Annotated in this window: 19 protein-coding genes; 13 read left to right on the forward strand and 6 right to left on the reverse strand. The window is 66.5% G+C overall.

The window, feature by feature from the left end:
• Nucleotides 1-22: 22 nt before the first annotated feature.
• Nucleotides 23-1,621, reverse strand: coding sequence for a GMC family oxidoreductase (locus KHF85_RS05925; RefSeq protein WP_284568873.1), 1,599 nt, complete (start codon nt 1,619-1,621; stop codon nt 23-25).
• 92 nt (nt 1,622-1,713) lie between these two features.
• Between KHF85_RS05925 and KHF85_RS05930 the strand changes: the two genes are divergently transcribed.
• The 12 genes from KHF85_RS05930 (at nt 1,714) to fni (ending at nt 14,754) form a co-directional block, all read left to right on the forward strand.
• A complete protein-coding gene (locus tag KHF85_RS05930; RefSeq protein WP_284568874.1) occupies nt 1,714-3,105 on the forward strand; it encodes an NTP/NDP exchange transporter in 1,392 nt (463 codons plus the stop codon).
• 88 nt (nt 3,106-3,193) lie between these two features.
• On the forward strand, nt 3,194-3,547 hold the full coding sequence (locus KHF85_RS05935; protein WP_284568875.1) for a DUF1304 domain-containing protein: 354 nt from the start codon (nt 3,194-3,196) through the stop codon (nt 3,545-3,547).
• Nucleotides 3,548-4,263: 716 nt separating this feature from the next.
• Nucleotides 4,264-4,689, forward strand: coding sequence for a hypothetical protein (locus tag KHF85_RS05940; protein ID WP_284568876.1), 426 nt, complete (start codon nt 4,264-4,266; stop codon nt 4,687-4,689).
• 8 nt (nt 4,690-4,697) lie between these two features.
• Nucleotides 4,698-5,900 (forward strand): cytochrome P450, encoded by a 1,203-nt coding sequence (locus tag KHF85_RS05945; protein WP_284568877.1) that lies wholly within the window; start codon nt 4,698-4,700, stop codon nt 5,898-5,900.
• A 92-nt stretch (nt 5,901-5,992) separates the two neighbouring features.
• Nucleotides 5,993-7,282 (forward strand): cytochrome P450, encoded by a 1,290-nt coding sequence (locus KHF85_RS05950; protein ID WP_284568878.1) that lies wholly within the window; start codon nt 5,993-5,995, stop codon nt 7,280-7,282.
• Between the two features lies 1 nt (nt 7,283).
• On the forward strand, nt 7,284-7,586 hold the full coding sequence (locus KHF85_RS05955) for a ferredoxin (protein WP_284568879.1): 303 nt from the start codon (nt 7,284-7,286) through the stop codon (nt 7,584-7,586).
• Between the two features lie 7 nt (nt 7,587-7,593).
• Entirely contained in the window at nt 7,594-8,415 is an 822-nt protein-coding gene (locus KHF85_RS05960; RefSeq protein WP_284568880.1) for a glucose 1-dehydrogenase, read from the forward strand.
• A gap of 5 nt (nt 8,416-8,420) precedes the next feature.
• Nucleotides 8,421-9,758, forward strand: coding sequence for a cytochrome P450 (locus tag KHF85_RS05965; protein ID WP_284568881.1), 1,338 nt, complete (start codon nt 8,421-8,423; stop codon nt 9,756-9,758).
• A 214-nt stretch (nt 9,759-9,972) separates the two neighbouring features.
• A complete protein-coding gene (locus KHF85_RS05970) occupies nt 9,973-10,908 on the forward strand; it encodes a polyprenyl synthetase family protein (RefSeq protein ID WP_409976694.1) in 936 nt (311 codons plus the stop codon).
• Between the two features lie 216 nt (nt 10,909-11,124).
• The gene (locus KHF85_RS05975; RefSeq protein WP_284568883.1) at nt 11,125-12,720 is read left to right on the forward strand and encodes a hypothetical protein; all 1,596 of its coding nucleotides are present in this window, start codon (nt 11,125-11,127) and stop codon (nt 12,718-12,720) included.
• Nucleotides 12,717-13,619, forward strand: coding sequence for a terpene synthase family protein (locus KHF85_RS05980; protein WP_284568884.1), 903 nt, complete (start codon nt 12,717-12,719; stop codon nt 13,617-13,619). Before KHF85_RS05975 ends, KHF85_RS05980 begins: the two co-directional genes overlap by 4 nt.
• An 85-nt stretch (nt 13,620-13,704) precedes the next feature.
• Complete coding sequence (fni, locus tag KHF85_RS05985) at nt 13,705-14,754, forward strand: type 2 isopentenyl-diphosphate Delta-isomerase (protein ID WP_284568885.1); 1,050 nt, start codon at nt 13,705-13,707, stop codon at nt 14,752-14,754.
• Between the two features lie 284 nt (nt 14,755-15,038).
• Here the strand turns inward: fni and KHF85_RS05990 are convergent, their stop codons facing one another.
• Nucleotides 15,039-17,519 (reverse strand): acyl-CoA dehydrogenase, encoded by a 2,481-nt coding sequence (locus KHF85_RS05990; protein ID WP_064539601.1) that lies wholly within the window; start codon nt 17,517-17,519, stop codon nt 15,039-15,041.
• A complete protein-coding gene (locus KHF85_RS05995) occupies nt 17,516-18,436 on the reverse strand; it encodes an alpha/beta fold hydrolase (RefSeq protein ID WP_409976665.1) in 921 nt (306 codons plus the stop codon). The genes KHF85_RS05990 and KHF85_RS05995 overlap by 4 nt, the downstream gene beginning before the upstream one ends.
• Before the next feature lie 139 nt (nt 18,437-18,575).
• Here KHF85_RS05995 and KHF85_RS06000 point away from each other — a divergent pair, with 139 nt between their 5' ends.
• Nucleotides 18,576-19,187 carry a TetR/AcrR family transcriptional regulator gene (locus KHF85_RS06000; RefSeq protein ID WP_284568886.1) on the forward strand — a complete coding sequence of 204 codons (612 nt, stop codon included), beginning with the start codon at nt 18,576-18,578 and terminating at the stop codon, nt 19,185-19,187.
• Between the two features lie 219 nt (nt 19,188-19,406).
• Here KHF85_RS06000 and KHF85_RS06005 read toward each other — a convergent pair whose 3' ends face one another.
• The 3 genes from KHF85_RS06005 to KHF85_RS06015 form a co-directional block, all read right to left on the reverse strand.
• Nucleotides 19,407-19,775 carry a hypothetical protein gene (locus tag KHF85_RS06005; protein WP_284568887.1) on the reverse strand — a complete coding sequence of 123 codons (369 nt, stop codon included), beginning with the start codon at nt 19,773-19,775 and terminating at the stop codon, nt 19,407-19,409.
• Between the two features lie 53 nt (nt 19,776-19,828).
• Nucleotides 19,829-20,737, reverse strand: coding sequence for a hypothetical protein (locus tag KHF85_RS06010; protein WP_284568888.1), 909 nt, complete (start codon nt 20,735-20,737; stop codon nt 19,829-19,831).
• 325 nt (nt 20,738-21,062) lie between these two features.
• Nucleotides 21,063-24,020 (reverse strand): TonB-dependent receptor plug domain-containing protein, encoded by a 2,958-nt coding sequence (locus KHF85_RS06015; RefSeq protein WP_284568889.1) that lies wholly within the window; start codon nt 24,018-24,020, stop codon nt 21,063-21,065.
• Between the last annotated feature and the right edge of the window lie 11 nt (nt 24,021-24,031).

The raw sequence follows: 24,031 nt of genomic DNA on the forward strand, positions 1-24,031 counted from the left end.
GGTAGGCTGCGCCGGCCGCGCCTCAGCCGTCGCGCAGCGCGCTGTGGCCGCGGATCAGGTCGGCGGCGCGCTCGGCGATCATCATCGTCGGGCCGTTGGTGTTGCCGCTGACCAGGCGTGGCATCACCGAGGCATCGACCACGCGCAGTCCTTCCAGCCCGCGCAGGCGCAGCTGCGGATCGACCACCGCCTGCGCGTCGTTGCCCATGCGGCAGGTGCCGATCGGGTGGTAGATGGTCTCGGCCTTGGCGCGGATGTAGGCGATCAGGCCGGCTTCGTCCAGGTCGTCGCGTACCGGCAGCAACGGCGCGCCGCGCCAGGGATCGAACGCCGGCTGCCGTAGGATGCGCCGCGCCAGGCGCGCGCATTCCACCAGCATGCGCAGGTCGAAGCCGTCCGGATCGCTGAGGTAGTTCGCCTGGATCCGCGCCGGCGTGCGCGGGTCGGCGTCGTTGAGCGACAGGCGGCCGCGGCTGCGCGGCTGCAGGTGGCAGGCGTGCAGGGTGAAGCCGTCGCCGGGCAGCCGGTTGCGGCCGTGGTCGTCGAGCATCGCCGGCACGAAATGCAGCTGGATGTCGGCGCGTGCGTCCGGCGCCAGCGGCGAGCGGATGAAACCGCCGGCCTCGGCGATGTTGCTGCTGCCGGCGCCGCGGTGGCCGCGCAGGAAATAGTCGAAGGCGATCTTCAGCTGGTTGCGGCGGTCGTAGCTGATGCCGGGGCGGGTGCGGTACAGCGTGCACACGTCCAGATGGTCCTGCAGGTTGGCGCCGATCTGCGGCTGGTCCAGGCGCACGTCGATGCCATGGCGCTGCAGTTCGTCGGCCGGGCCGATGCCCGAGAGCATCAGCAGTTGCGGCGAGTTCACCGCGCCGGCGCTGAGTAGCACCTCGCGTGCGGCCCGCGCCTGCACTTCGGCGCCGCGTTGCGCGTAGGCCACGCCGACCACGCGTTCGCCCTCCACCAGCAGGCGCAGCACCAGCGCGTCGGTGATCACCTGCAGGTTGGCGCGCGCCTGCGCCGGCGCCAGGTAGGCGACCGCCGCCGAGCAGCGCGCGCCGTCCTTCTGGGTGACCTGGTACAGGCCCACGCCCTGCTGCTGCGGGCCGTTGAAATCGCGGTTGTGGGCGAAACCGGCCTGCTCGCCGGCAGCGATGAACACGTCCGACAGCGGGTTGTGGTAGCGCAGATCGGACACGTGCAGCGGCCCGTCGCCGCCGTGCAGCGCATCGCCGCCGCGGCTGTTGCGTTCGCTGCGGCGGAAATACGGCAGCACGCCGCGCCAGTCCCAGCCCTCCGCGCCGTGCGCGGCCCAGTCGTCGTAGTCGGCCGCCACGCCGCGCACGTAGCACATCGCGTTGATCGAGCTGGAGCCGCCCAGCACCTTGCCGCGCGGCCACCACAGGCGCCGATCGTTCAAGGCCGGCTCCGGCGCGGTGAGGTAGTTCCAGTTGATGCGGCGGTTGCTGGTCAGCCGCGCCAGGCCCGCCGGCATGTGGATGAAGGGATTGCGATCGCGCGGCCCTGCCTCGATCAGCAGCACCTTGCAAGCGCGATCCTCGCTGAGCCGGTTGGCCAGCACGCAGCCTGCCGAGCCTGCGCCGATGATGATGTAGTCGTACACCCGCGGTTCCCCCGTTTCGTGGCGCCGACGCTAGCCGCCGGGGATAGAGCATATGCTCGGCCGCGCCGCGGGATGCAGACGTGCCGAGGAGCGTGACTCTGCGCGTGGCGGCGGCGCTGGCGATGTTGCAGTGCATCGGCTACCGTGCGGGCAACCACCCGGCGAACGGCAGGCCGATGCAAGCGGAAAACAAGCGCGTCCAGACCGGCGAGCTGCGCGCGGTGCTGCTGTCCTTCGTCTATTTCTTCTGCGTGCTGGCGGCGTACTACGTGATCCGGCCGGTGCGCGAGCAACTGTCGGCGGCTGTCGGCTCGACCCAGTTGCCCTGGTTCTTCATGGCCACCTTCGTCGCCACCTTGCTGCTGACCCCGCTGTTCGGGTGGATGGCGGCGCGCTGGCCGCGGCGGATCGTGGTGCCGGCGGTGTACGTGTTCTTCGCGCTGTGCCTGCTCGGCTTCGTGCCGCTGTTCGGCGGCCACGGCGGGCTCAGTCCGCGCGCGCTGGGCATCGTGTTCTTCGTCTGGGTCAGCGTGTTCAACCTGTTCGTGGTGTCGGTGTTCTGGAGCTTCATGGCCGATATCTGGAGCAACGAACAGGCGCGGCGGCTGTTCCCGCTGATCGGCCTGGGCGGCACCGCCGGTGCGGTGGCCGGGCCGCTGCTGACCCGCGGGCTGGTCGGGGTGATCGGCGTGGCGCCGCTGCTGGTGGTGTCGGCGGCGCTGCTGGGCGTGGCGCTGGCGTGCGTGATCCTGCTCGGGCGCTGGGCGCGGGTGCATGGCGCGCGCCGCCACGATGTCGGCCACGAGGCGGCGGTCGGCGGCGGCATGTTCGACGGCCTCAAACAGATCCTGGCCAATCCGTTCATGCGCGGCATGGCGTTGCTGATGCTGCTGGGCGATTGCATCGGCACGGCCGGCTATGCGCTGATGACCGATTACTCCGGCGCCACCTTCCACGACGCGGTCGAGCGTACCCAGTTCGCCGCCAACATCGATATGCTGGCCAACGTGTTGCAGGTGGTAGTGCAGATCACCGTGACCCGCTGGCTGCTGATGAAGAAGGGCGCCGGCGCGGTGATCGCGCTATGGGCGCTGATCAGCGTGGGCACGCTGGTCGCGACCGCGTTGTCGCCCGATCCCTATGCCTTGGCGGTGTGGATCGTGCCCTGGGTGGTGCTGCCGGTGGTGATCACCCGTTCGCTGACCTACGGCATGGTCGGCCCCGCCCGCGAATCGCTGTACACGCGGGTGCCGCGGCAGCTGCGCTACCAGGGCAAGAACGCAGTGGACACGGCGGTGTGGCGTGCCGGCGACGTGGCCGTCTCTTCGGCGATGATTGGCCTGCGCGGGCTGGGCATGGGCGTGCCGGGTTTCGCCGCGTTGGCCGCGCTGGCGGCGACGCTTTCCGGCGTCATCGGCTGGCGCCTGGCGCGGGCGGTCGAAAGCACCGCGCCTGCAGCGGCGGAGACGGCGTCGACGCGTTGAGTCTGCGCACAGCAGGCCGCGCGGCCGCGGTGCCGGCCGCTGCGCTAGCCGTTATGCTGTGCATCCTCTTTCGCCGATGGATGCGCGCATGACCCTGCTGGCCTCGATTCTGGTATGCCTGGTGGCCTTGCTGCACGTCTACATCCTGGTGCTGGAGATGTTCCTGTGGACGCGGCCGCTGGGCATGAAGGTGTTCCGCAACGCGCCGGACAAGGCGCAGCTGACCAAGGTGCTGGCGGCCAACCAGGGCCTGTACAACGGTTTCCTGGCGGCGGGACTGTTCTGGGCAGTGCTGGCACAGCGTCGCGACGTGGCGACCTTCTTCCTCGTCTGCGTGGTGGTGGCCGGGATCTACGGCGCGATGAGCGTCAGCCGGCGCATCTTGTTCGTGCAGGGGATGCCGGCATTGCTGGCATTGCTGCTGGTCTGGTACGGCGGGTAAGACGCAGGTAAGTATCGCCGCACCCGCATCGCGGCGGGCGCGGCGGCGATCGGGGATCTGCGGCGCCTGGCGAAGGCAGGAGGCAGAAGCCGCGCGCGCCTGCAACCAACAGCGTCAGTCCCCCAGGCAAAGGCCGTGCGCTGCCGAACATGGCGCGCGCCATCGCCGCCGCGCCACGGGCGTGCGTCCGCCGATCCGAAACGCGCGGAGCAGTGAGGCGTTTTGTGCGCAGGCGCGTCGGCCCAGCCGTCCGTTCCTGCGCAAGCGGGGCTGGGCATTCGCCGCATCGTGAGATGGCGAGGGACAAAATCCGATTAAGTCCAGATCGCATTTTTGCGAAATTTTGGAGAACCTTTATTGGCTAAACGATGGCCGTGCGTCGCTGAAGCGCGATGGAGCGCAATATTTTTGTCTATTCTGTATCGGTTGTGTATCTTGGTTTTTTTGAACGAATGATAATTTTTCTAAGAAACAGCTGGATATGATGGTGCCGTCAGCGAACGTTTCATTGAATTGAAGCTGCCGGGGTGAGTTCTTTCCGTTGCAAAAGCTATGCAGCTACAAAGGCTTGTGTGCTTATATTTTTTGTGCGCTTTCGCACAAAGAAAATGTACTGGCGTGGCTGAAGGAATTGAATTTAGCGCACGTAATCCTGTTGCGCTGCGATATTTCGAGAGCTTTGCATAAAAATAATTATTTTGTAAGGATCTATTGGTATGCGCTTGGAAAGCGGACGTTGTGATGTGATAGATATGTCGATCGCTCAGTCGCAATTGGATAATGCATCGTCCTCGATTCTGCAAAGAGATGGAATGATCGAGGTGGCGCTGCCCGGCAATGTGGTGACCTGGGCCGCAGCCCGCCGGCAGACGCTCAAATGGATCCTTGCCGGCCGGCGCTTCAGCAGAGACTGGCGGCATTGGCGAGCGCTGCAGGATGGCGCAATCCCAGAGGATCACCCGCTGATCGGAATATGCAGACTGGATAACGGCGCCGACCTGGCATCGGCCCTGATCGCCGCGTGCGATAGCGGCGAACGCGTTGCCGACGCCCCGGAGGATATCGCCTCCCTTCCTTCCTACGTTATCCGCTGCGCACAGCGCCTGCCGGTCACCTTCCGCCCTTCCATTGCCAGAGAGTGAGTTCTGTCATGCCTCAAGACGTATTGGCAACGCTGCCGATGTGGCGCGTCGATCACATCGAGCCGTCGCCCGAGATGTTGGCACTACACGCCAGCGGGCCGATCCACCGCGTGCGCTTTCCCTCCGGCCACGAAGGCTGGTGGGTGACGGGCTACGACGAGGCCAAAGCGGTCCTGTCCGATGCGACGTTCCGCCCGGCGGGAATGCCGCCAGCCGAATTCACGCCGGATTCGGTGATCTTGGGTTCGCCGGGGTGGCTGGTCTCGCATGAGGGCATTGAACACGCCAGACTGCGCACGATCGTCGCGCCGGCCTTCAGCAACCGGCGGGTGAAGCTGCTCGCGCAACAGGTCGAGGCGATCGCCACGCAGTTGTTCGATGCGCTGGAGGCCCAGCCGCAGCTCGCCGACCTGCGGCGCGCGCTCTCCTTCCCGCTTCCGGCCATGGTCATCAGCGCGCTGATGGGCGTGCCTTACGAGGATCATGCCTTCTTCGCCGGACTGTCCGACGAAGTGATGACGCACCAGCACGAAAGCGGCCCGCGCAACGCGTCGCGCCTGGCCTGGGAAGAACTGCGCGCCTACATCCGCGGCAAGATGCGGGAAAAACGCCAGGCTCCGGGCGATAACCTGTTGACGGATCTGATGAAGGCGGTCGATCGCGGCGAAGCGACCGAGGAGGAAGCGATCGGCTTGGCAGCGGGCATGCTGGTTGCAGGGCATGAGAGCACGGTCGCGCAGATCGAATTCGGGCTGCTGGCGTTGTTCCGCCATCCGCAACAGCGCGAGCGTCTGGTCGGCGATCCGTCTCTGGTCGAGAAGGCGGTTGAGGAAATCCTGCGCATGTACCCGCCTGGTGCCGGGTGGGACGGCATCATGCGCTATCCGAGGACCGACGTGACCATCGCAGGGGTGCACATTCCCGCGGAGAGCAAGGTGCTGGTCGGCCTGCCGGCGACCTCGTTCGATCCGCTCCATTTCAACGACCCGGAAGTCTTCGATATCGGACGCGACGAAAAGCCGCATCTGGCGTTCTCCTACGGGCCGCACTATTGCATCGGCGTCGCGCTGGCCAGGCTGGAGCTCAAGGTCGTGTTCGGCTCGATCTTCCAGCGCTTTCCCGGATTGCGCCTGGCGGTGGCGCCCGACGAACTCAGACTGCGCAAAGAGATCATCACCGGTGGATTCGAGGAGTTTCCGGTGCGCTGGTGAGGACGAATGCCAGCGGACACGGCGATCTTCCGCCAGTCGCCGGCGCGCTTGCCGCGCGCCGGGCAGATCAACCAGCCAAACAGGGAACGACGATGGACGTGCAAAACACCACGGCAGTATGCCGGGACGCATTCGCCGAACTGGCATCGCCAGCGTGCATCCGCGACCCGTACCCATTCATGCACTGGCTGCGCCAGCACGATCCAGTGCATCGCGCGGCCTCGGGCATCTTCCTTTTGAGCCGTCATGCCGACATCTATTGGGCGCTCAAGGCTACCGGCGACGCATTCCGCGGACCGGCGCCGGGCGAGCTGGCGCGCTACTTTCCGCGTGCGGCGACCAGCCTTTCGCTCAACTTGCTGGCATCCACGCTGGCAATGAAAGAACCGCCGACGCACACGCGCCTGCGTCGGCTCGTTTCCCGTGACTTCACCGTGCGCCAGATCGACAGCCTGCGGCCCAGCATCGTGCGGATCGTAGAAGCGCGCCTGGACCGCATGGCGCCCGCGCTGGCGCGCGGGGAGACCGTGGACCTGCATCGGGAGTTCGCGCTCGCCTTGCCGATGCTGGTCTTCGCCGAATTGTTCGGCATGCCGCAGGAGGACATGTCCGGCCTGGCCGCCGGCATCGGCACCATTCTGGAAGGTCTGAGCCCGCATGCCAGCGACGCGCAGCTGGCCGCGGCGGATGCCACTAGCGCCAAGGTCCAGGCCTACTTCGGTGCCCTGATAGAGCGCAAGCGGACCGAGTCCCGTCAGGACATCGTGTCGCTGCTGGTCGGCGCGCACGACGACGATGCCGATGCGCTGTCGGATGCCGAACTGATCAGCATGCTCTGGGGCATGCTGTTGGGCGGTTTCGCGACGACTGCCGCGACCATCGACCACGCGGTCCTGGCCATGCTGGCCTATCCCGAGCAGCGGCACTGGCTGCAGGGCGACGCCGCCGCGGTGAAGGCGTTCGTCGAGGAGGTCCTTCGCTGCGAGGCGCCGGCGATGTTCAGCTCCATTCCGCGCATCGCCCAGCGCGACATCGCACTGGACGGCGGAGTGATCCCGAAGAACGCGGACGTGCGCGTGCTGATCGCGGCCGGCAACCGCGATCCGAATGCGTTCGCCGACCCCGACCGCTTCGATCCCGCGCGCTTTCACCACACCAGTCCTGGCATGTCGACGGAGGGAAACATCATGTTGAGCTTCGGCCACGGCATCCATTTTTGCCTAGGCGCGCAACTGGCCAGGGTGCAGTTGGCAGAGAGCCTGCCGCGGATCCATGCGCGCTTTCCCACGCTGGTGTTGGCCGGGGAGCCGACCCGGGAGCCGTCCGCCTTCCTGCGCACGTTCCGCGTGCTGCCGGTGCGGCTGCATGCGGTGGGGGACTGAGATGCGCGTCTTGGTCGACCAGCATCTGTGCGGAACCACCGGGCAGTGCATGCTGACCCTGCCGCGCATCTTTCGCCAGCGCGCGTCGGACGGCATCGCCGAAGTGTGCGTGGCGGTCGTGCCGGACGCCCTGCATGCCGCCGTGCGGCTCGCGGCCAGCCAGTGTCCTGTCGCCGCGATCCGCCTCATCGAGCGCGACGCTGTTGATGAGGCCGATCACGGCAATGCCCCGCCGTCGTCGTCGGTCGCGCGACAGACGGCGACCGACGAACCGATCCCGGGAGGACGCGATGAACCGGTTTGAAGGCAAGGTGGCGGTGGTGACCGGTGCAGGCGCCGGTATCGGCAAGGCATGCGCGCTCGCCATCGCGCGCGAAGGCGGCAGGGTGGTGGTGGCCGATATCGATGGTCCGGCGGCCACGGCGTGCGCCGCGCAGATCGCATCCGCCGCGGGCCAGGCGCTGGCCGTCACCACGGACATCGCCGATGCGCAGGCGGTGGCCGCACTGTTCGAGGCGGCACAACGGCACTTCGGCGTGGTCGATCTGTTGGTGAACAACGCGAGCGCGATGCAGCTGACGCCGCGCGACCGCGCGCTCCTGGAGCTGGACATGGAAGTCTGGGACCAGACCATGGCGACCAATCTGCGCGGCACGCTGCTGTGCTGCCGGCAGGCCGTCCCGCGCATGATCGCCCGCGGCGGCGGCGCGATCGTGGTCATGTCCTCGTGCCAGGGGCTGAGCGGCGATACCGCGCAGACTTCCTATGCCGCGTCGAAGGCGGCGATGAACATGCTGTCGACCTCGCTCGCCACCCAGTACGGTCACGCGCAGATCCGCTGCAATGCGGTCGCGCCGGGCCTGATCATGACCGAGCGACTTGTCGCCAAACTGGACGACGCCACGCAACGGCACTTGCGCCGGCACCAACTGCTTCCACGCGTCGGTCGTGCGCAGGACGTGGCGGCGCTGGTGGCGTTTCTGCTGTCCGACGATGCCGCCTTCATCACCGGTCAGGTCGTCTGCATCGATGGCGGCATGCTGGCGCATGTGCCGACGTATGCGGACGGCGGCAACAGCCGCGCTGCTGCGCATGTTGCCGCCCCCGCCGTGGCCGCGGCGCCGCACCGCTGATGGCCATGCTGCTCAATCCGTTGCACCGTCGTCCGCGGCTGCGCCACGACATCCCGGTCATGCGCGGCGCATTTCCTCTGGTCGGGCATCTTCCTGCCATCGTGTGTGATCTGCCGAACTTGCTGCAGCGCGCCGAGCAGACGTTGGGCAACCACTTCTGGCTCGATTTCGGCCCTGCCGGGCAACTCATGACCTGCCTCGATCCGGAGGCGTTCGCGCTGCTGCGGCACAAGGACGTGTCGTCGGCGCTGATCGAAGAAATCGCACCCGAACTGCTTGGCGGAACGCTGGTCGCACAGGACGGCGCCGTGCATCGACAGGCGCGCGATGCGATCAAGGCGGCGTTCCTGCCCAAAGGTCTGATCCAGGCCGGAATCGGCGAACTGTTCGCGCCGGTCATCCAGACGCGGTTGCAGGCGTGGCGCGACCGCGGCGAGGTGGCCATCCTGCGCGAGACCGGCGACTTGATGCTCAAGCTCATCTTCAGCCTCATGGGCATTCCGGTGCAGGACCTGCCGGGATGGCGTCGCAAGTACCACCAGCTGCTGCAGTTGATCGTCGCTCCGCCTGTCGATCTGCCTGGCCTGCCATTGCGGCGCGGCCGCGCCGCACGCGAATGGATCGACGCACAGTTGCGCCAATTCATCGGCGACGCGCGCGCGCATGCCGCGCGCAATGGCCTGCTCAACGACATGGTGAACGCCTTCGACCATGGCGACGATGCGCTCTCCGACGACGTTCTGGTCGCGAACATCCGATTGCTGCTGCTCGCCGGCCACGACACCACCGCTTCGACGATGGCCTGGATGGTGATCGAACTGGCGCGGCAGCCGGCATTGTGGGACGCCCTGGTCGAGGAGGCGCGGCGCGTCGGGGAGGTGCCGACCCAGCCTGCGGACCTGGCGCAGTGTCGGGTCGCCGAGGCGCTGTTCCGCGAAACGCTGCGCGTGCATCCGGCGACCACGCTGCTGCCGCGCCGCACACTGCATGAACTGCAACTGGGCCAGCGGCGGGTTCCGGCAGGCACCCGCCTGTGCATCCCGCTGCTGTACTTCTCGACCTCGGCGCTGCTGCACGGGGAAGCGGATCGGTTCCGCTTGGAGCGGTGGCTGCAACGCACCGAACCGATCCGGCCGGTGGACATGCTGCAGTTCGGTACCGGTCCGCATGTGTGCATCGGCTACCACCTGGTGTGGCTGGAATTGGTGCAGTTCTGCATCGCCCTGGCACTGACCATGGACAAAGCCGGGGTACGGCCGCGGTTGCTGGGCGATGTCGAAAAGGGCCGTCGCTATTACCCGACCGCGCATCCGTCGATGGGCATCCATATCGGCTTTTCGTGAGGTTACGCAGCGTGCGCTCGGTCGGGACATCGACGCTGACGAGCCAAGACATTTCGACGCCCACGGCCATGGCCGATGGGGTGCCGGCACCATCGCGGCGGTTCGCCTTCCGCCGTGGCCGTTTCCTTGCAGGTACAAGGACATGAACAACATGCACACCGGTTCCACGATGTACGCCCCACGATCGGATGCTCCCGCTGCTGGGAGTACGCAGATGCAGGCGCGCGATGCCTCTGCCACGTCGCTCCAGGAACCGTGGGCGCAGGCTGGCGCAAGGCGGGTCGAGCAGGCGATGGCGCGGTTGCTCTGCGTCGAAGACGACGGAGGGACCAAACTGGTGGCGGCGATGCGTTACGCCACCTTGCAGGGCGGAAAGCGTACCCGCGCCTTGCTTTGTCTGGCTGCCGGCGCACTGGCCGACGCGCCGTCGCATGTGCTCGACGATGTCGGCGCCGCCATTGAACTGATGCACGCCTGCACCCTGGTCCACGACGACCTGCCGGCGATGGACGACGACGTGCTTCGTCGCGGTATCCCGACCGTGCACGTCGAGTTCGGCGAAGCCACCGCGATCCTGGTCGGCGATGCGTTGCAGGCGCACGCGTTTCTGACCCTCGCGCAACTGGATGCGCCCGGCGACATTCGCGTCGCGCTCGTCCGCGAGCTGGCGCATGCCGTGTCCGCTGCCGGCGCCGCCGGCGGGCAGGCACTGGATCTGGCCTTGGTCGGACAGTATGTGGAGCTGGACAAGATCGTCGCGATGCACAGCATGAAGAGCGGCGCGCTGGTGCGTGCCTCCGTGCGCATGGGCGCCTTGTGCGCGATCGCCGAAGACGGCGCGCACGCCGAACTGTACCGTGCGCTCGATCGCTACAGTTCCTGCTTCGGCTTGGCATTGCAGGTGGTCGACGACATCCTCGATGCGACCGCCGATACCGCGACGCTGGGCAAGACCGCGGGCAAGGATGCGGCGGCGCAGAAGCCGACCTGCGCGTCGATCATGGGGCTGCAGGCCGCGCACGCGTTCGCGCTGGAGCTGTTGCGCGATGCCGGAGCGGCGATCGCGCCGCTGGGGCCGCGCGCGGAACGGCTGGCGCAGATGCTGCGGCGGGCAGACCTGTATCTGGCCGAGCACGCGCCATGCGCATGAAACGTCCTGCCTGCCTCGATGCACCCCGCCGCCGTGGCAGCCGGCCGCGGCAGCGGGGCCGCCCTGGCCCGGGCGGGCCACCGATCGCCTCGGTCGCCTGGCGTGGAAACACTGCAGGCGCCGCGTTGCGCGCCGCCGTGCCCACGCGCGCTGGCGGTGCGGCGATGCACGCAGGCGCGCGGCGAACCACGGCGGGCGTATCGCCGCGTGCGCGGCATGCGCCAGATCCCGTTTCTCGTCTCCCACTGTCAGAAGGAAGCCCGCGTGAACGCGCTGTCCGAGCAGATCCTCCACGAATTGCGGCAATTGTTGCGCGAGATGCACGATGGCGGCAGCGTCGGTCCCTCCTGCTACGACACGGCGCGATCCCTGCAAGTCCATGGCGACTGGGCCGATCGGCAAGACGCCTACCTGTGGCTGATCGCGCAGCAACAGGCGGATGGGGGATGGGGAAGCACGGACTTCCCCCTGTTTCGCCATGTGCCCACGTGGGCGGCCCTGCTGGCCCTGCAGCGCGTCGAGCAGCTTCCGGGCGCTGCCGATGCACTAAGGGCCGCAATGCGCTTCCTCGCGACCGCGCCCGATCCCTATGCGCATGCGGTGCCGGAGGACGCGCCCATCGGGGCGGAACTGATCCTGCCACAGTTGTGCAGCGAGGCCGCGCGGCAGCTGGCCGCTGTGGACCATCCGCGTCACGCGGCGCTGTTGCCGCTTCGGCAGGCGCGCCTCGCCAAGTTGGGAGCGGTGACCTTGCCGAGCGGCCATCCGCTGCTGCATTCCTGGGAAGCGTGGGGAACGTTGCCGGCGAGCGCGCGTCCGGACGCCGACGGCAGCATCGGCATCAGCCCGGCGGCGACCGCCGCCTGGCGTGCGCAGGCGCTGGCGCAGGGCGGCACGCCGCAGCTCGACAGCGCCGACGCGTATCTGCAGGCGGCGGCGCGGGCGACACGCAGCGGCATCGACGGCGTCGTTCCCAACGTCTGGCCGATCGATGTGTTCGAGCCGTGCTGGTCGCTGTATACGCTGCATCTGGCCGAACTGTTCGCGCATCCCGCGCTCATCGATACGGTGCAGCCGATCGTCACGCAGATCGACGAGCGCATGAGCGTGCGCGGTCTGGGGCCGGCCTTGCACTTCGCGGCCGATGCGGACGACACCTCCGTGGCGTTGTGCGTTCTGCACCTGGCAGGCCGCAAGCCGACGGCCGACGCCTTGCGCCAGTTCGAAAGCGGCGCGCTGTTCGTCACCTTTCCCGGCGAACGCAATACCTCCGTGTCCACCAACATCCATGTCCTGCATGCGCTGCGATTGCTGGGACGGCCCGCCGACGGCGCCAGCGCCTATGTCCAGGCCCAGCGCAACCTGCGTGGTCTCTGGGATAACGAGAAATGGCACGTATCGTGGCTGTATCCGACCGCGCATGCGCTCGCAGCGCTATCGCAGGCGCAGCCGCAATGGCGGGACGAGCGTGCGCTGGCCGGACTGCTCCAGGCACAACGCGACGACGGCGGTTGGGGAGCCGGAAGCGGGTCCACGCTCGAGGAAACCGCATACGCGTTGTTCGCATTGCACGCCATGGACGAGCGCGAGGAGCCGCAGGGGCGCCGGCGCATCGCGCAGGCCGTGGCGCACGCGCTGGACTACATGCTCGCTCGCTACGCGCCGGGCGCGCCGACCCAGATCCCGCTGTGGATCGGCAAGGAACTCTATTGCCCCGTGCGGGTGGTGCGCGTTACCGAACTCGCCGGTCTCTGGCTGGCGCATCGTTGGGGCTGCCGCAGTCCGGGGCACGCAGCGGAGGCGACGCCGTGATCCCGGCCGAACGCGCATTGGAGCAGGTGATGACCTGGGGACGGTCGCTGACCGGGTTTGCCGCCGAACATGCCGAGGAGGCAGTCAAGGGCGGACAGTACATCCTGCAGCGCATCCAGCAGGGGTTGCACGAGAACGCTGCCTGCACAGGCCGGGATCCCGAGGACGAAGCGCTAACCGTGGCGTTCTATCGCGAAATGGCGCTGCTGTTCTGGCTGGACGACTGCAACGATCTCGGCCTGATCACGTCCGGGCAGCTCGCCGCGGCGGAACATGCGCTGGTGCACGGCGTGCCGTGCGCGATCCCCGGCTTCGATGGTTGCGCCGCACTGCGCACGTCGCTGGCGGCGCTCGCCTACGATCGCAGCGAGTATGCACAGCTTCTTGCCGATACCCGGCGCTATTGCGTGGCGCTGCGCGCCGGAAACGCGCGGGCGCCAGCAGCGGAACCCTGGTCCTATGCGGAGTATCTGCACAACGGGATCGATTCGATCGCCTACGCGAACGTTTTCTGTTGCCTGTCGCTGCTGTGGGGTCTGGACATGGTCAGGTGGCGCGAGCAGCCGGCGTTTCGCCATGCGCTGTGGCTCATCTCGGCGATGGGGCGCCTGCAGAACGATCTGCATGGGCGGGACAAGGACAGGTCGGCGGGCGAGTCCGATAATGTCGCGCTGCTGCTGCAGCGCCGCTATCCGGCCATGCCCGTGGCAGCGTTCCTCGAAGATGAGTTGGCCGGCCATGCGCGCATGCTGCAGCGGGTGATGGCCGACGCGCGCTTTCCCGAGCCGTGGGGACGGTTGTTCGAGACCATGGCGGTCATCCGCGCGCAGTACTATCAAACCTCGACCGGCCGCTATCGCAGCGAGGACGTCAAGAGAGGTCGCCATGCGCCGGCGTGAACGCGCAGATGCAGCGGCGCCGGCAGTGGCGCCTGCGGTCCAAGGCGATGCCACGCGATCGTCCAACGCTGCGGGGGACACGGGCATGAGCGATCGCGGACTGAGCCAGCGCAAGGACGACCACCTGGATATCGTGCTGGATCGGCGCGCGGCATCGGCCACGGCCACGGCCGGCTGGGACGGTATCCGTTTCGAACACTGCGCATTGCCCGAATTGGACTTGGCGCAGATCGATCTGCGCGCCTCGCTGTTCGGCAAGGCGCTGCGGGCGCCGTTGCTGATCAGTTCCATGACCGGCGGCACGGCGCGTGCGGAAGCCATTAATCGGCATCTGAGCGAGGCAGCGCAGGCGCTGGGGATCGCCATGTGCGTCGGGTCGCAGCGGGTGAGCCTGCGATCCGGGAACTCGCAAGGGCTGACGCGCGCGCTGCGGCGCCTTGCGCCGGACGTTCCCTTGCTGGCCAATCTCGGCGCCGCGCAACTGCGTGAACCTGATGGTCTGGACCTGGCGCGCTGCGCAGTGGAGGCGCTGGAAGCCGATGCGCTGATCGTCCATCTCAATCCATTGCAGGAAGCGGTGCAGCCGGAGGGCGACCGCGATTGGCGCGGGATCCTGGCTCAGATCGCACGCGCCGTGCGCAGCGTCGGAGTGCCGATCGTGGTCAAGGAAGTGGGATCCGGACTGTCGGCATCGGTGGCGTGCGCGCTGGTCGATGCGGGCGTAGCGGTGATCGATGTCGCCGGAGCCGGCGGCACCAGTTGGGCCGCAGTGGAAGGCGAGCGCGCCAACGATGCCGCCGACCGTGCGGTGGCGATGGCGTTCGCGGATTGGGGCATCCCGACCGCGCTCAGCGTGCAGGCAGTACGCCAGGTATTGCCGGCGGTGAAGCTGATCGCCTCGGGGGGCATCCGTGACGGTGTCGATGTGGCCAAGGCCATCCGCCTGGGAGCGGACATCGCCGGGCAGGCGGCCGGCGTGCTGCGTGCCGCGGCGCTATCCACCGAGGCGGTCGTCGCGCATTTCGAGATCGTGATACGCCAGTTGGCGGTCGCGTGTTTCTGTACCGGCTCGGCAGATCTGGCCGCGTTGCGTCAGGCGCGTCTGCTGCCTTCGTCGCATCCGCCCACCGGCTGATGCCCGCGTCGGCGGCGCTGGCGGTGGCAAGCGCACAGCGGCGACAGACGCATGCCGCAGGATTCAACGGTGAAGTTCCAGCCAGGCCTCGTCGAGAGGCGACAGGCGAGGCCAAGCTCGGGCAGCGAACGAGCGCCGCCAGCGATGCTGCAGGTATTGCTGGAGGCGGCCGGAGTCGCCGGGCGCCGGAAAGAGGTGCAAGTAACGCGGCAGCGCGGAGCTGTCGCCCTCTGCGCCGGCAGGCAGACGCATCTCTGCCGGCGCAGGGCGTCTCGCCGCTGCGATCAGGCCGCTTCGCGCGAGTGGTCGTCGCCGGCCGTGGCACGCTGGTAGTAGCTGGCCGAGCGCAATTCGTCGGCGTCGAAATCGTCCACGCTGATCGTGTCCATGGTGATCTCGCGCAGTTCCTCCAGCTGGCGGCGCTCGTCGGCCGAGAGCACGCCTTCGCGCACCGCCTCGTCCAGCTGCGCCGCGAAGTCCAGCGCCTCGATGCCCTTGCTCTTGAGCGCCTTCAGGAACTTGCGCTCGACCGGCTCGGCCAGCACCGCCTTGGTCAGGTAGCTGGCGATGCGGCCGCCCGGGTTGTTCTCGCACGGGGTCAGGAACACGCCCTGGCCGAGACGGTCGCGGGCTTCGTTCGGGGTCATCAGCAGCGCAGCGACGCGGTGGCCCAGGCGGTCGCCCGGGGCTTCGGCGCGACGGCCCCACGGGAAGATCAGCGCCCACATCAGCCAGCCCACCGGACGGATCGGGAAGTTGCGCAGTGCCGCCGACAGCGCCAGCTCGATCTTGTGCACGCTGTCGTGGAACGCCCAGGCCAGCAGCGGCTGGTCGGTCGCCGGCGCGCCCTCGTCGTGGTAGCGCTTGAGCATCGCGCTGGTCATGTAGATGTGGCTCAGCACGTCGCCCAGGCGGCCGGACAGCGATTCCTTGAACTTCAGCTTGCCGCCGAGCATCAGCATCGACACGTCGGCCATCAGCGCCAGGTTCGCCGAGTAGCGGTCCAGCTTGCGGAAGAAGCGGCGGGTGTAGGCGTCGCCGGGTGCTGCACCGATGCGTGCGGCGGTCAGGCCGAACCACAGCGAGCGCACCGCGTTGGAGATCGCGAAGCCGATATGGCCGAACAGGTTGCGGTCGAACGCGTCGACGCCGGCCTTGTGGTCCGGGTTGGCGGCGGCCTTCATTTCCTTCATCACCCACGGATGGCACAGGATCGCGCCCTGCCCGAAGATCAGCAGGCTGCGGGTCATGATGTTGGCGCCTTCCACGGTGATCGCGATCGGCGCAGCCTGCCAGCTGCGGCCGGCGAAATTGCGCGGGCCGAGGATGATGCCCTTGCCGCCGACCACGTCCATCACGTCGCTGATGACTTCGCGGCTCATCGTGGTGCAGTGGTACTTGGCGATCGCCGACGGCACCGACGGCACGTCGCCACGGTCCACCGCGGCGGCGGTGGCCTGGGCCAGCGCGCTGATCGCATAGGCCTTGCCGCCGATCCGCGCCAGCGCCTCTTCCACGCCTTCGAAGCGGCCGACCGACAGGCCGAACTGCTTGCGGATGCGCGCGTAGGCGCCGGTGACGATCGCGCCGTACTTGGCGCCGCCGCTGGCGGTGGAGGGCAGGGTGATCGAGCGGCCCACGGCCAGGCACTCGTTGAGCATGTTCCAGCCCTTGCCGACCATGTCCACACCGCCGATCAGCTGGCTGAGCGGGATGAACACCTCGCGGCCGTGGATCGGGCCGTTCTGGAACGGCGAGTTCAGCGGGAAGTGGCGGCGGCCGATTTCAACGCCGGGCGTTTCGCGCGGCAGCAGCGCCAGGGTGATGCCGATGTCCTTGGTGTCGCCGATCAGGCCGTCCGGGTCGTACATGCGGAACGCCAGGCCGACCAGCGTGGCCACCGGCGCCAGGGTGATGTAGCGCTTGTCGAAGGTCAGTTTGACGCCGAGCACGTTGGCGCCGTTCCACTCGCCCTTGCAGACGATGCCGTAGTCGGGGATCGAGGTCGCGTCGGAGCCGGCGAACGGGCCGGTCAGGCCGAAGCACGGCACTTCCTGGCCCACCGCCAGGCGCGGCAGGTAATAGTCCTTCTGTTCCTTGGAGCCGTAATGCAGCAGCAGTTCGCCCGGGCCCAGCGAGTTCGGCACGCCGACGGTGGAACTGACCACGCTCGATACCGAGGCGATCTTCTGGATCACCTTGTGGTGGGCCAGCGCCGAGAAGCCCAGGCCGCCGTATTCCTTGGGAATGATCATGCCGAAGAACTTGTGCTTCTTGACGAAGCTCCACAGCTCCGGCGGCAGATCGGCGTGGACGTGGGTGATTTCCCAGTCGTTGGTCATCCGGCACAGCTCTTCCACCGGGCCGTCGAGGAAGGCCTGCTCCTCGGCGGTCAGCTGCGGCTTCGGGTAGTCGAGCAGCTTCTGCCAGTCCGGATCGCCGGTGAACAGTTCGCCCTCGAAACCGACCGAACCGGTTTCCAGCGCGATCCGCTCGGTCTGCGACAGCGGCGGCAGCACCTTGCGGAACACCTTCAGCATCGGCGCGGTGAGCAGCGGCTTGCGCACGAACGGCAGCAGCAGCGGCACCGCGACCAGCGCCAGCAGCACGGCGGCGACGATGGTGGCGCTATGGCTGGCGCCGAGCAGCCAGCACGCGACCAGCAGCGTGGCGCTCAGCGCGGCCCAGACGGCGAGCCGCATGCGGTGATAGGCGGCGAAGGCGCCTGCCAGCAACAACACGAGGAAGGGTGCGACGATGCTCATGGGCTTGCTCCGGGGACATGCTCGGTAACGGCAGACGGTGCGCCGGCGCTAGCCGGTGGCAGTGCGTCCAGATAATGCAACACAGTGGCGGTAAACGCGGCGTTGTCGTCGCCGGCCAGCATATGCGTAGCCTCGGGCAGGTGTGCATGCTGCGCATGCGGCACCAACGACAGGAATTCTGCGATGGTCTGCGGCGTGACCAGATCGCTGCGCCCGCCGCTGACCAGCAGCACCGGGCAATGCACCTTGCTCGCGGCCTGCGCGATCGCGTCCTGGTGCTGCTCGCCGTCGCGCGCCAGTTCTTCCACCAGGCGCGGATCCCAGTGCCAGTACCAGCGGCCGTCGGCGTGCCGGCGCAGGACGCTGCGCAGCGCGTCGGGCGACTTGCGCGCGCGTTGCGGCAGATAGGCGGCGATGGCATCGCCGGCGTCGTCCAGGCTGGCGAAGCCGTGCGGATGCGCGGTCATGAACGCAAGGATGCGCTCGACCCCGGCCGGCTGCCAGCGCGGGGTGATATCGACCAGCACCATCGCGCGGAACAGGCCGGGCCAGCGCGCCTCGGCCATCAGCCCGAACAGCCCGCCCATCGAGGCGGCCACCAATACCGGTGCCGGCGCCATCTCGCCGGCGACCACGATCAGGTCGTCGGTGAACTGTTCGCCGCGGTAGGGCAGGGCGGCGGGATTGCGGGTGGAGTCGCCATGCCCACGCGCGTCATAGGCGACGCTGCGGTAGCCGTGCGCCTGCAACGCCGCGGCGCTGGCCATCCAGGCATGCCGGGTCTGCCCGAATCCATGCGCGAACAGCACGCTGCCGGCAGCGCCGGGCTCGGTGAGGGTCGCTGCCAGCTGCATGTCGTCCGCGCCGGCGAGCAGGGCGGAGGCGGCAATCGTCATGCTGGAAGGAGAGGAGACCATACGAGCTAGTATGGAGTAGCCGCCAGCGATGTCAATACGATGCAGTATGGATACGAAAAGCCAATGCTGCCGGGCATTTGCGTGCGATTCATGAAGAACACATACTGCAATCGGCTTCGCCGTATGGTTAAATCGACGGATGAACAATGTCTCCGCGTCTCCCACCGACGATGCCGCCGCTCCCAGCGGTGGCCGCAACAACCGACTCAGCGCCGAGGATTGGGCGCAGGCCGCGCTGGACCTGATCGCCGAACAGGGCGTCAACGCGGTGGCGGTGGAACCGTTGGCGCGGCGCCTGGGCGTGACCAAGGGCAGCTTCTATTGGCATTTCCCGTCGCGCGATGCGCTGCTGCAGGCGGCGCTGGAGCGCTGGGAACTGGTCGAACAGCAACAGGTGTTCGGCAGCCTGGAGGAAGTGCCGGATCCGCGCACCCGCTTGCGCGCGCTGTTCCAGCTGGTCGCGCATGAGGTCAAGCCGCACATCATCTACAGCGAGTTGCTGAAGGCGCTGGACCATCCCGCGGTGCGCCCGGTCATCGACCGGGTGTCGCAGCGGCGCATGGAGTACCTGATCGCCTCGTTCCGCCAGGCCGGCCTCAGCCGCACCGATGCCCAGCACCGCGCCCGGCTGGCCTACGCGGCCTACGTCGGCTTCCTGCAGCTGTCGCTGCAACTGCACCAGCCCAAGCAGGCGCGCGAGGAATTCGAGGCCTATGTCGAGCACGTCATCGTGACGTTGATTCCGGGGTGATTCACTGCGTGGATGAGGAGGTCGTCTGCCTTTGCGGCCGTCCACTCCCACAGGGACTTGAGTAATTCATCCGGAACTAATTGACCGGTTGCTGGACGTGAGCCTCCTTCGTTGCAATGAGCCGTCCTTGAAAACGCCCCGGCGCCCAGACGACCTTGCCCTACCATCCCAGTTCGCTCAGAAGCGACACAAGGCGCCGTACGGCGCCTTGTGCTTCGATCAGGGGGTGCCGACAGTGACGACGCCGCAGTTTCCAATGCAGCGACCGGGCAGATTGGCACCGCCGCCACCGCCACCGCCCTGCTGCGTGCCTGGGATAGGCGTGACACACACGGTGCCGACGTTGCAGACCACGGAACCCTTTTCCTTCGATCCATCCGAGTAGGTTACGCTGACCTGATCGCCGATACCCACGGAACCCGTGCCGTTCACCGTGCGATACATTCCGACTAGTGCTGTCAAGGCAGCGATTCGAAGCTCTCCCATGTCATCGGCCGAAATACCCTGTGCTGCGGCGACCGTGTTATACGGCGCTGTGCCGGCGTTGATGCTGATCGTCCCAGCAATCGCCGCGAAAGACAGCGCCATTGCGGCGAATAGGCTGAACCGCTCTTCGTCAAAGACTTCCTTTCCATGGAGCCTCACTCTTTGATTGGCAGGAACGCGCTTACCTCCTGGACCTTGCTATTTAGCAAGGCTGCATCGCCTGCACTGACGAGATTATCCCGTACGAACGATTCAAAATCTGTGCTGGAGCAACCAGACGTGTTCAAGCATGCGGAGTTCATGATCTCCGAGCCGGTCCCGCACGCCAACCCCATCCGGCAGGCTGCGATGCTCCAGGCATAGCCAGAAAGCTTGTCGCTCGCCACATTGGTGTAGGCCCCGACATCACCGGAATCCACGTTACCAGCCACCAGTTGCCCCATCTCGAAGACGGCGTTCGGATCCCTGCTATTAACAACACGATCCATGAAACATTTCAATTGCTCACCCTGCGGCCTTTGGTTTGAAGTCAGATAAATCTGCGCTTGTGCGGCCAAGTCCCCATTCTTGGCGGCTTGCGCGAGCCATAACTCGCGCGCCTCAATCGGGATGATTGCACCATTATCGACGACCGAGCATTCGTTTACAGCAGCCTTTGCTGCGCGGCGTAATCCTTCGGCATTGGCTGGCGTCTTCGCTTGCTTGGCAATTGCTTCGTAACTCGCCAAATAACGCTCGGAATTCGTGTTGACCGGAATGCAGAGGCCGTACAGCTCCGCCAGCTCTCGCTGCGAGGCTGCATCGCCCTTTGCGGCGCGATCCTTGAGCGAAATGAATTTCTCCAACGCCTTGTTGGAGTCGAAGGCCGGAGCCAGGATTTGATCTTGATTGACGACAGCGCGTTCCGATCGGGCGCCGTTACCCCGTCCTCCGCTGGGGAGAGGTTCAGAGGACTGCTTAGGCACTGTGAGTGACGGGCTCGCAAAGTGCTGATTCGCCAAGTACACCCCGATGGCGACAACAACGCCGCCAACAACTGAGATCAACAACGTTCTTGCCTTCATGGTTTTGGCCGTTTATCCAGGTGGTCTACGTCAAGCGCATCACATCGTTGGGATTGCGCGTCGCCACAATTGTCGATTGTGACCACGGCAGATAGGATCGGCCACTAGATGAAGGCCCCGGTGCCGCGTCAGATTTCTCTGACCAATATCAGGGTGGACAGTGGCTGACCTGTCGGCATTCAGCCCCTCCCCAGCCCCAGCTGGTGGCGGCGAGACCGGAAATCGACTAGTTGCACCCTGACCCATTACATGCCTTGGACCGTAAAAAAGAAACGGCCCCTTGCGGGGCCGTTGCTTTAGACGATCAGATCGCGATCAACAGCGATCAGAACTTCTGGGTGTACTGCATGAACAGGTAGCGGTCGTAATCCAGCATCGGATCGATCGACGACGAGCTGTTGTTGGTCAGCGAGTTGGTGATCGGCGGCTGCTTGTTCCAGACGTTGCGAGCACCCAGGGTGACCGAGCCGTTCCAAGGCGCTGCCCAGCTGACCGAGACGTCCTGGTAGCTGATCGAGCCCTTCTTGTTGGCGCCTACGCCGCCGCCCCAGCCGGCATTGGCGGTCTGGTAGTTCGGTTCGTTGCACTCGTCGGCGTTATAGCAGAAGTCGCGGTAGCCGCCGTAATAGCGAAGGTTCCAGTTGGCCGACAGATCGCCCTTGGCCCAGTTGACGCCCAGTGTGGCGCGCACGCGTGGGTAGTTCCAGTAACCTGCGTAGTCGTCCCACGGGGAGTTGTCGTCGCTCTGACTGCGGAACGCAACCAGATAGTTGCTGTCCAGGCGAAGCGCGAACTGACCAGCCGCGAATTCCGGCAGGCGGTAGTTCATGACGAAGTTGTAGCCTTCGGTTTCCAGCGCACCCAGGTTGGTGTTGCCGCGGCTCAGGGTCACGACCTGACCGCTGCTCGCGTCACGGGTGTAGTTGCAGAACGAGGTCACGCCGTTGTAGCACTGGTTCAACACATAGGTCGCACTGACCGCGGTGATGACATTGGAGATGCTGATCTTGTACCAGTCCAGCGAGAAGTCCAGGCCCTGGATCCAGCGTGGGCTGAACACCAGGCCGACAGTGCGGGTCTTGCTGTATTCCGGTTGCAGATTGGCGTTGCCGACGCCGGCCTGGAACGGTGAGTTGCCCTGGACTTCGCGCGCGGTCACCGGCACGCCGGCGTTGTCGGTCTGGCGGAAGGTCGGTGCGAGGCCTTCGCTGGCGCAACGGGCCGCTACGGCCGGGGTGGACAGCAGGCCGAAGCGCGCATCGCACGGATCGGTCATGGGGTCGAAGGACTGCGAGCCGCCGCCGAAGGTGTCGTCCAGGGTCGGGGCGCGGAAGCCCTTGCCGTAGGTGGCACGGACCAACAGGTCCTCAACCGGCTTCCAGGTCAGGCTGAATTTGCTGTTGGTGGTGTCGCCGAACCGATCGTAGTCGGAATAGCGGCTGGCGACATCGAACGACAGTTGCTTGGCGAACGGCAGATCCTTCAGCAATGGGATCATCAGCTCCAGATAGACTTCGTCGGTCTTGTACTTGCCCGTCGTCGCGCCAGCGGCCAGGTCGGTGGTGTAACCGGCGCTGGACAGTTGGTCCGGGTAGTCGTAGCCGGAGACTTCACGGTGCTCGACACCGGCCGCAAAGGCGAATTCGCCCGCGTCGCCCGGCATGTCGAACAGGCCGCCGGTGATGTTGGCGAAGTACTGCTTGCTCACGCTCTGCTGGGTGGCCTGGCTGAGGGTGTTGACGTACTTCAGCGCGTCGGCGGTGGAGGCCGACGGACCGCCCAGGATGTTGAACGGCGTGCACTGACCAGCCGACAGGCTGGTGCCCAGCGGGATCGGATTGGCGGCAGTGCCGCACTGGACGACGCCCTGGCTGTTCAGGAACGACGGCCCGAGCGCCTTCTCCAGCGCCAGCAAGTTGACATTGCCGGTGCTGATCTGCGTCACGTCGAACTTGTTGTAGTTGATGCCTGCGTCCCAGTTCCAGCCGTGCGTCCCGACTTCGAACGCGCCTTCCAACGCGGCGTCGAAGTGGTAGCTCTTCACGTTGTTCTGCGAAACGCGCGGGATCTCGATGATGCGGCGGAACCAGGAATTAATGTCTTCGCCGACCGGGTTGTAGTAACTCTGGCCGCTGATGGCCACGGGATACGTCGGCTGCGACGCGCCGTTCAGCGGATAGCCCGCGACCTGGCGCTCGGAGTTGCGCTCCGAGTACATGACCGTCGACTTGAAGGTGACGTAGTTGTTGATCTCGAAACTGCCGGCGGTGAAGACCGACTTGGTTTCGGTTTCCTGCGCCAGCATGACCTGCTGGGTTGCGTTGAAGCGGTCGTCGGTGCGTACGCCGACGTGATAATTGTTCAAGTCACGCGAGTCCGACCCGGTACCGGCACCGTTCCAGGTACCCGAGTGGTTCAGCACCCAGGTGTTGGGGGTCCAGGAGCCAGCGTCCGGGCCGACGACATTGCCATCATCGTCCAGGTAGTTGCCGGCGCCGGCGGTCCCGGCAGCGCGCGGATCATTGAAGCGGCCCCACGGACCGGTCGCGCTGAGCGCGTCCAGCGGGTGGTTCGGGCCGAATTGGGTCCGGGTCAGGACGCGATCCTTCGCCCACACCGGATCTTCCTTGGTGTAGTTGGCGCCGAAGATGATCGAGGAGCGCTCGCCACTGGCGCCGAGGGTGAAGGAATACGCTTCCTTCTGACCGTCGCCGCGGCTGTTCTGGCCGATCAGGGCCGAGACTTCGGCGCCATCGAAGTTCTTGCGCAGGATGATGTTCACCACGCCGGCGATGGCGTCGGAGCCGTAGATCGCCGAGGCGCCGTCCTTCAGCACTTCGATGCGGTCGATCAAGGCGGCCGGGATGGTCGACATGTCGGTGTAGCCGGCCAGGCTCGAGGTCCAGCGCTTGCCGTTGACCAGGACCAGGGTGCGCTGTTCGCCCAGGTTGTACAGGTTGACGTACTGGCCGCCCTGTTCCGGGTTGGAGTTCAGCACGGCAGCCTTGCTGTAGGTCTGGGTGCCGGAAACGGTCAGGTTCTGCAGCACGTCGCCGACGCTGACCAGGCCTGATTTCTTGATTTCCTCGGAGGACACCGTGAAGACCGGCTGAGCGGTTTCGACGTCGACCGAGCGGATACGCGAGCCAGTGACTTCGATGCGATCCAGATTGGTCGCGCCGGTGCCGGCGTCCTGTGCCGAGGCGGTGTTGATGCCGACGCCCGCGCCCGCGACCAGCGCGAGCACAACGGCGTCGCGCAGTTTGTTGGTCTTACAATTCATTAGCTCTCTCT

This window comes from Xanthomonas graminis pv. graminis (assembly GCF_030168915.1).
GTDB classification, from domain to species: Bacteria; Pseudomonadota; Gammaproteobacteria; order Xanthomonadales; family Xanthomonadaceae; genus Xanthomonas_A; species Xanthomonas_A translucens.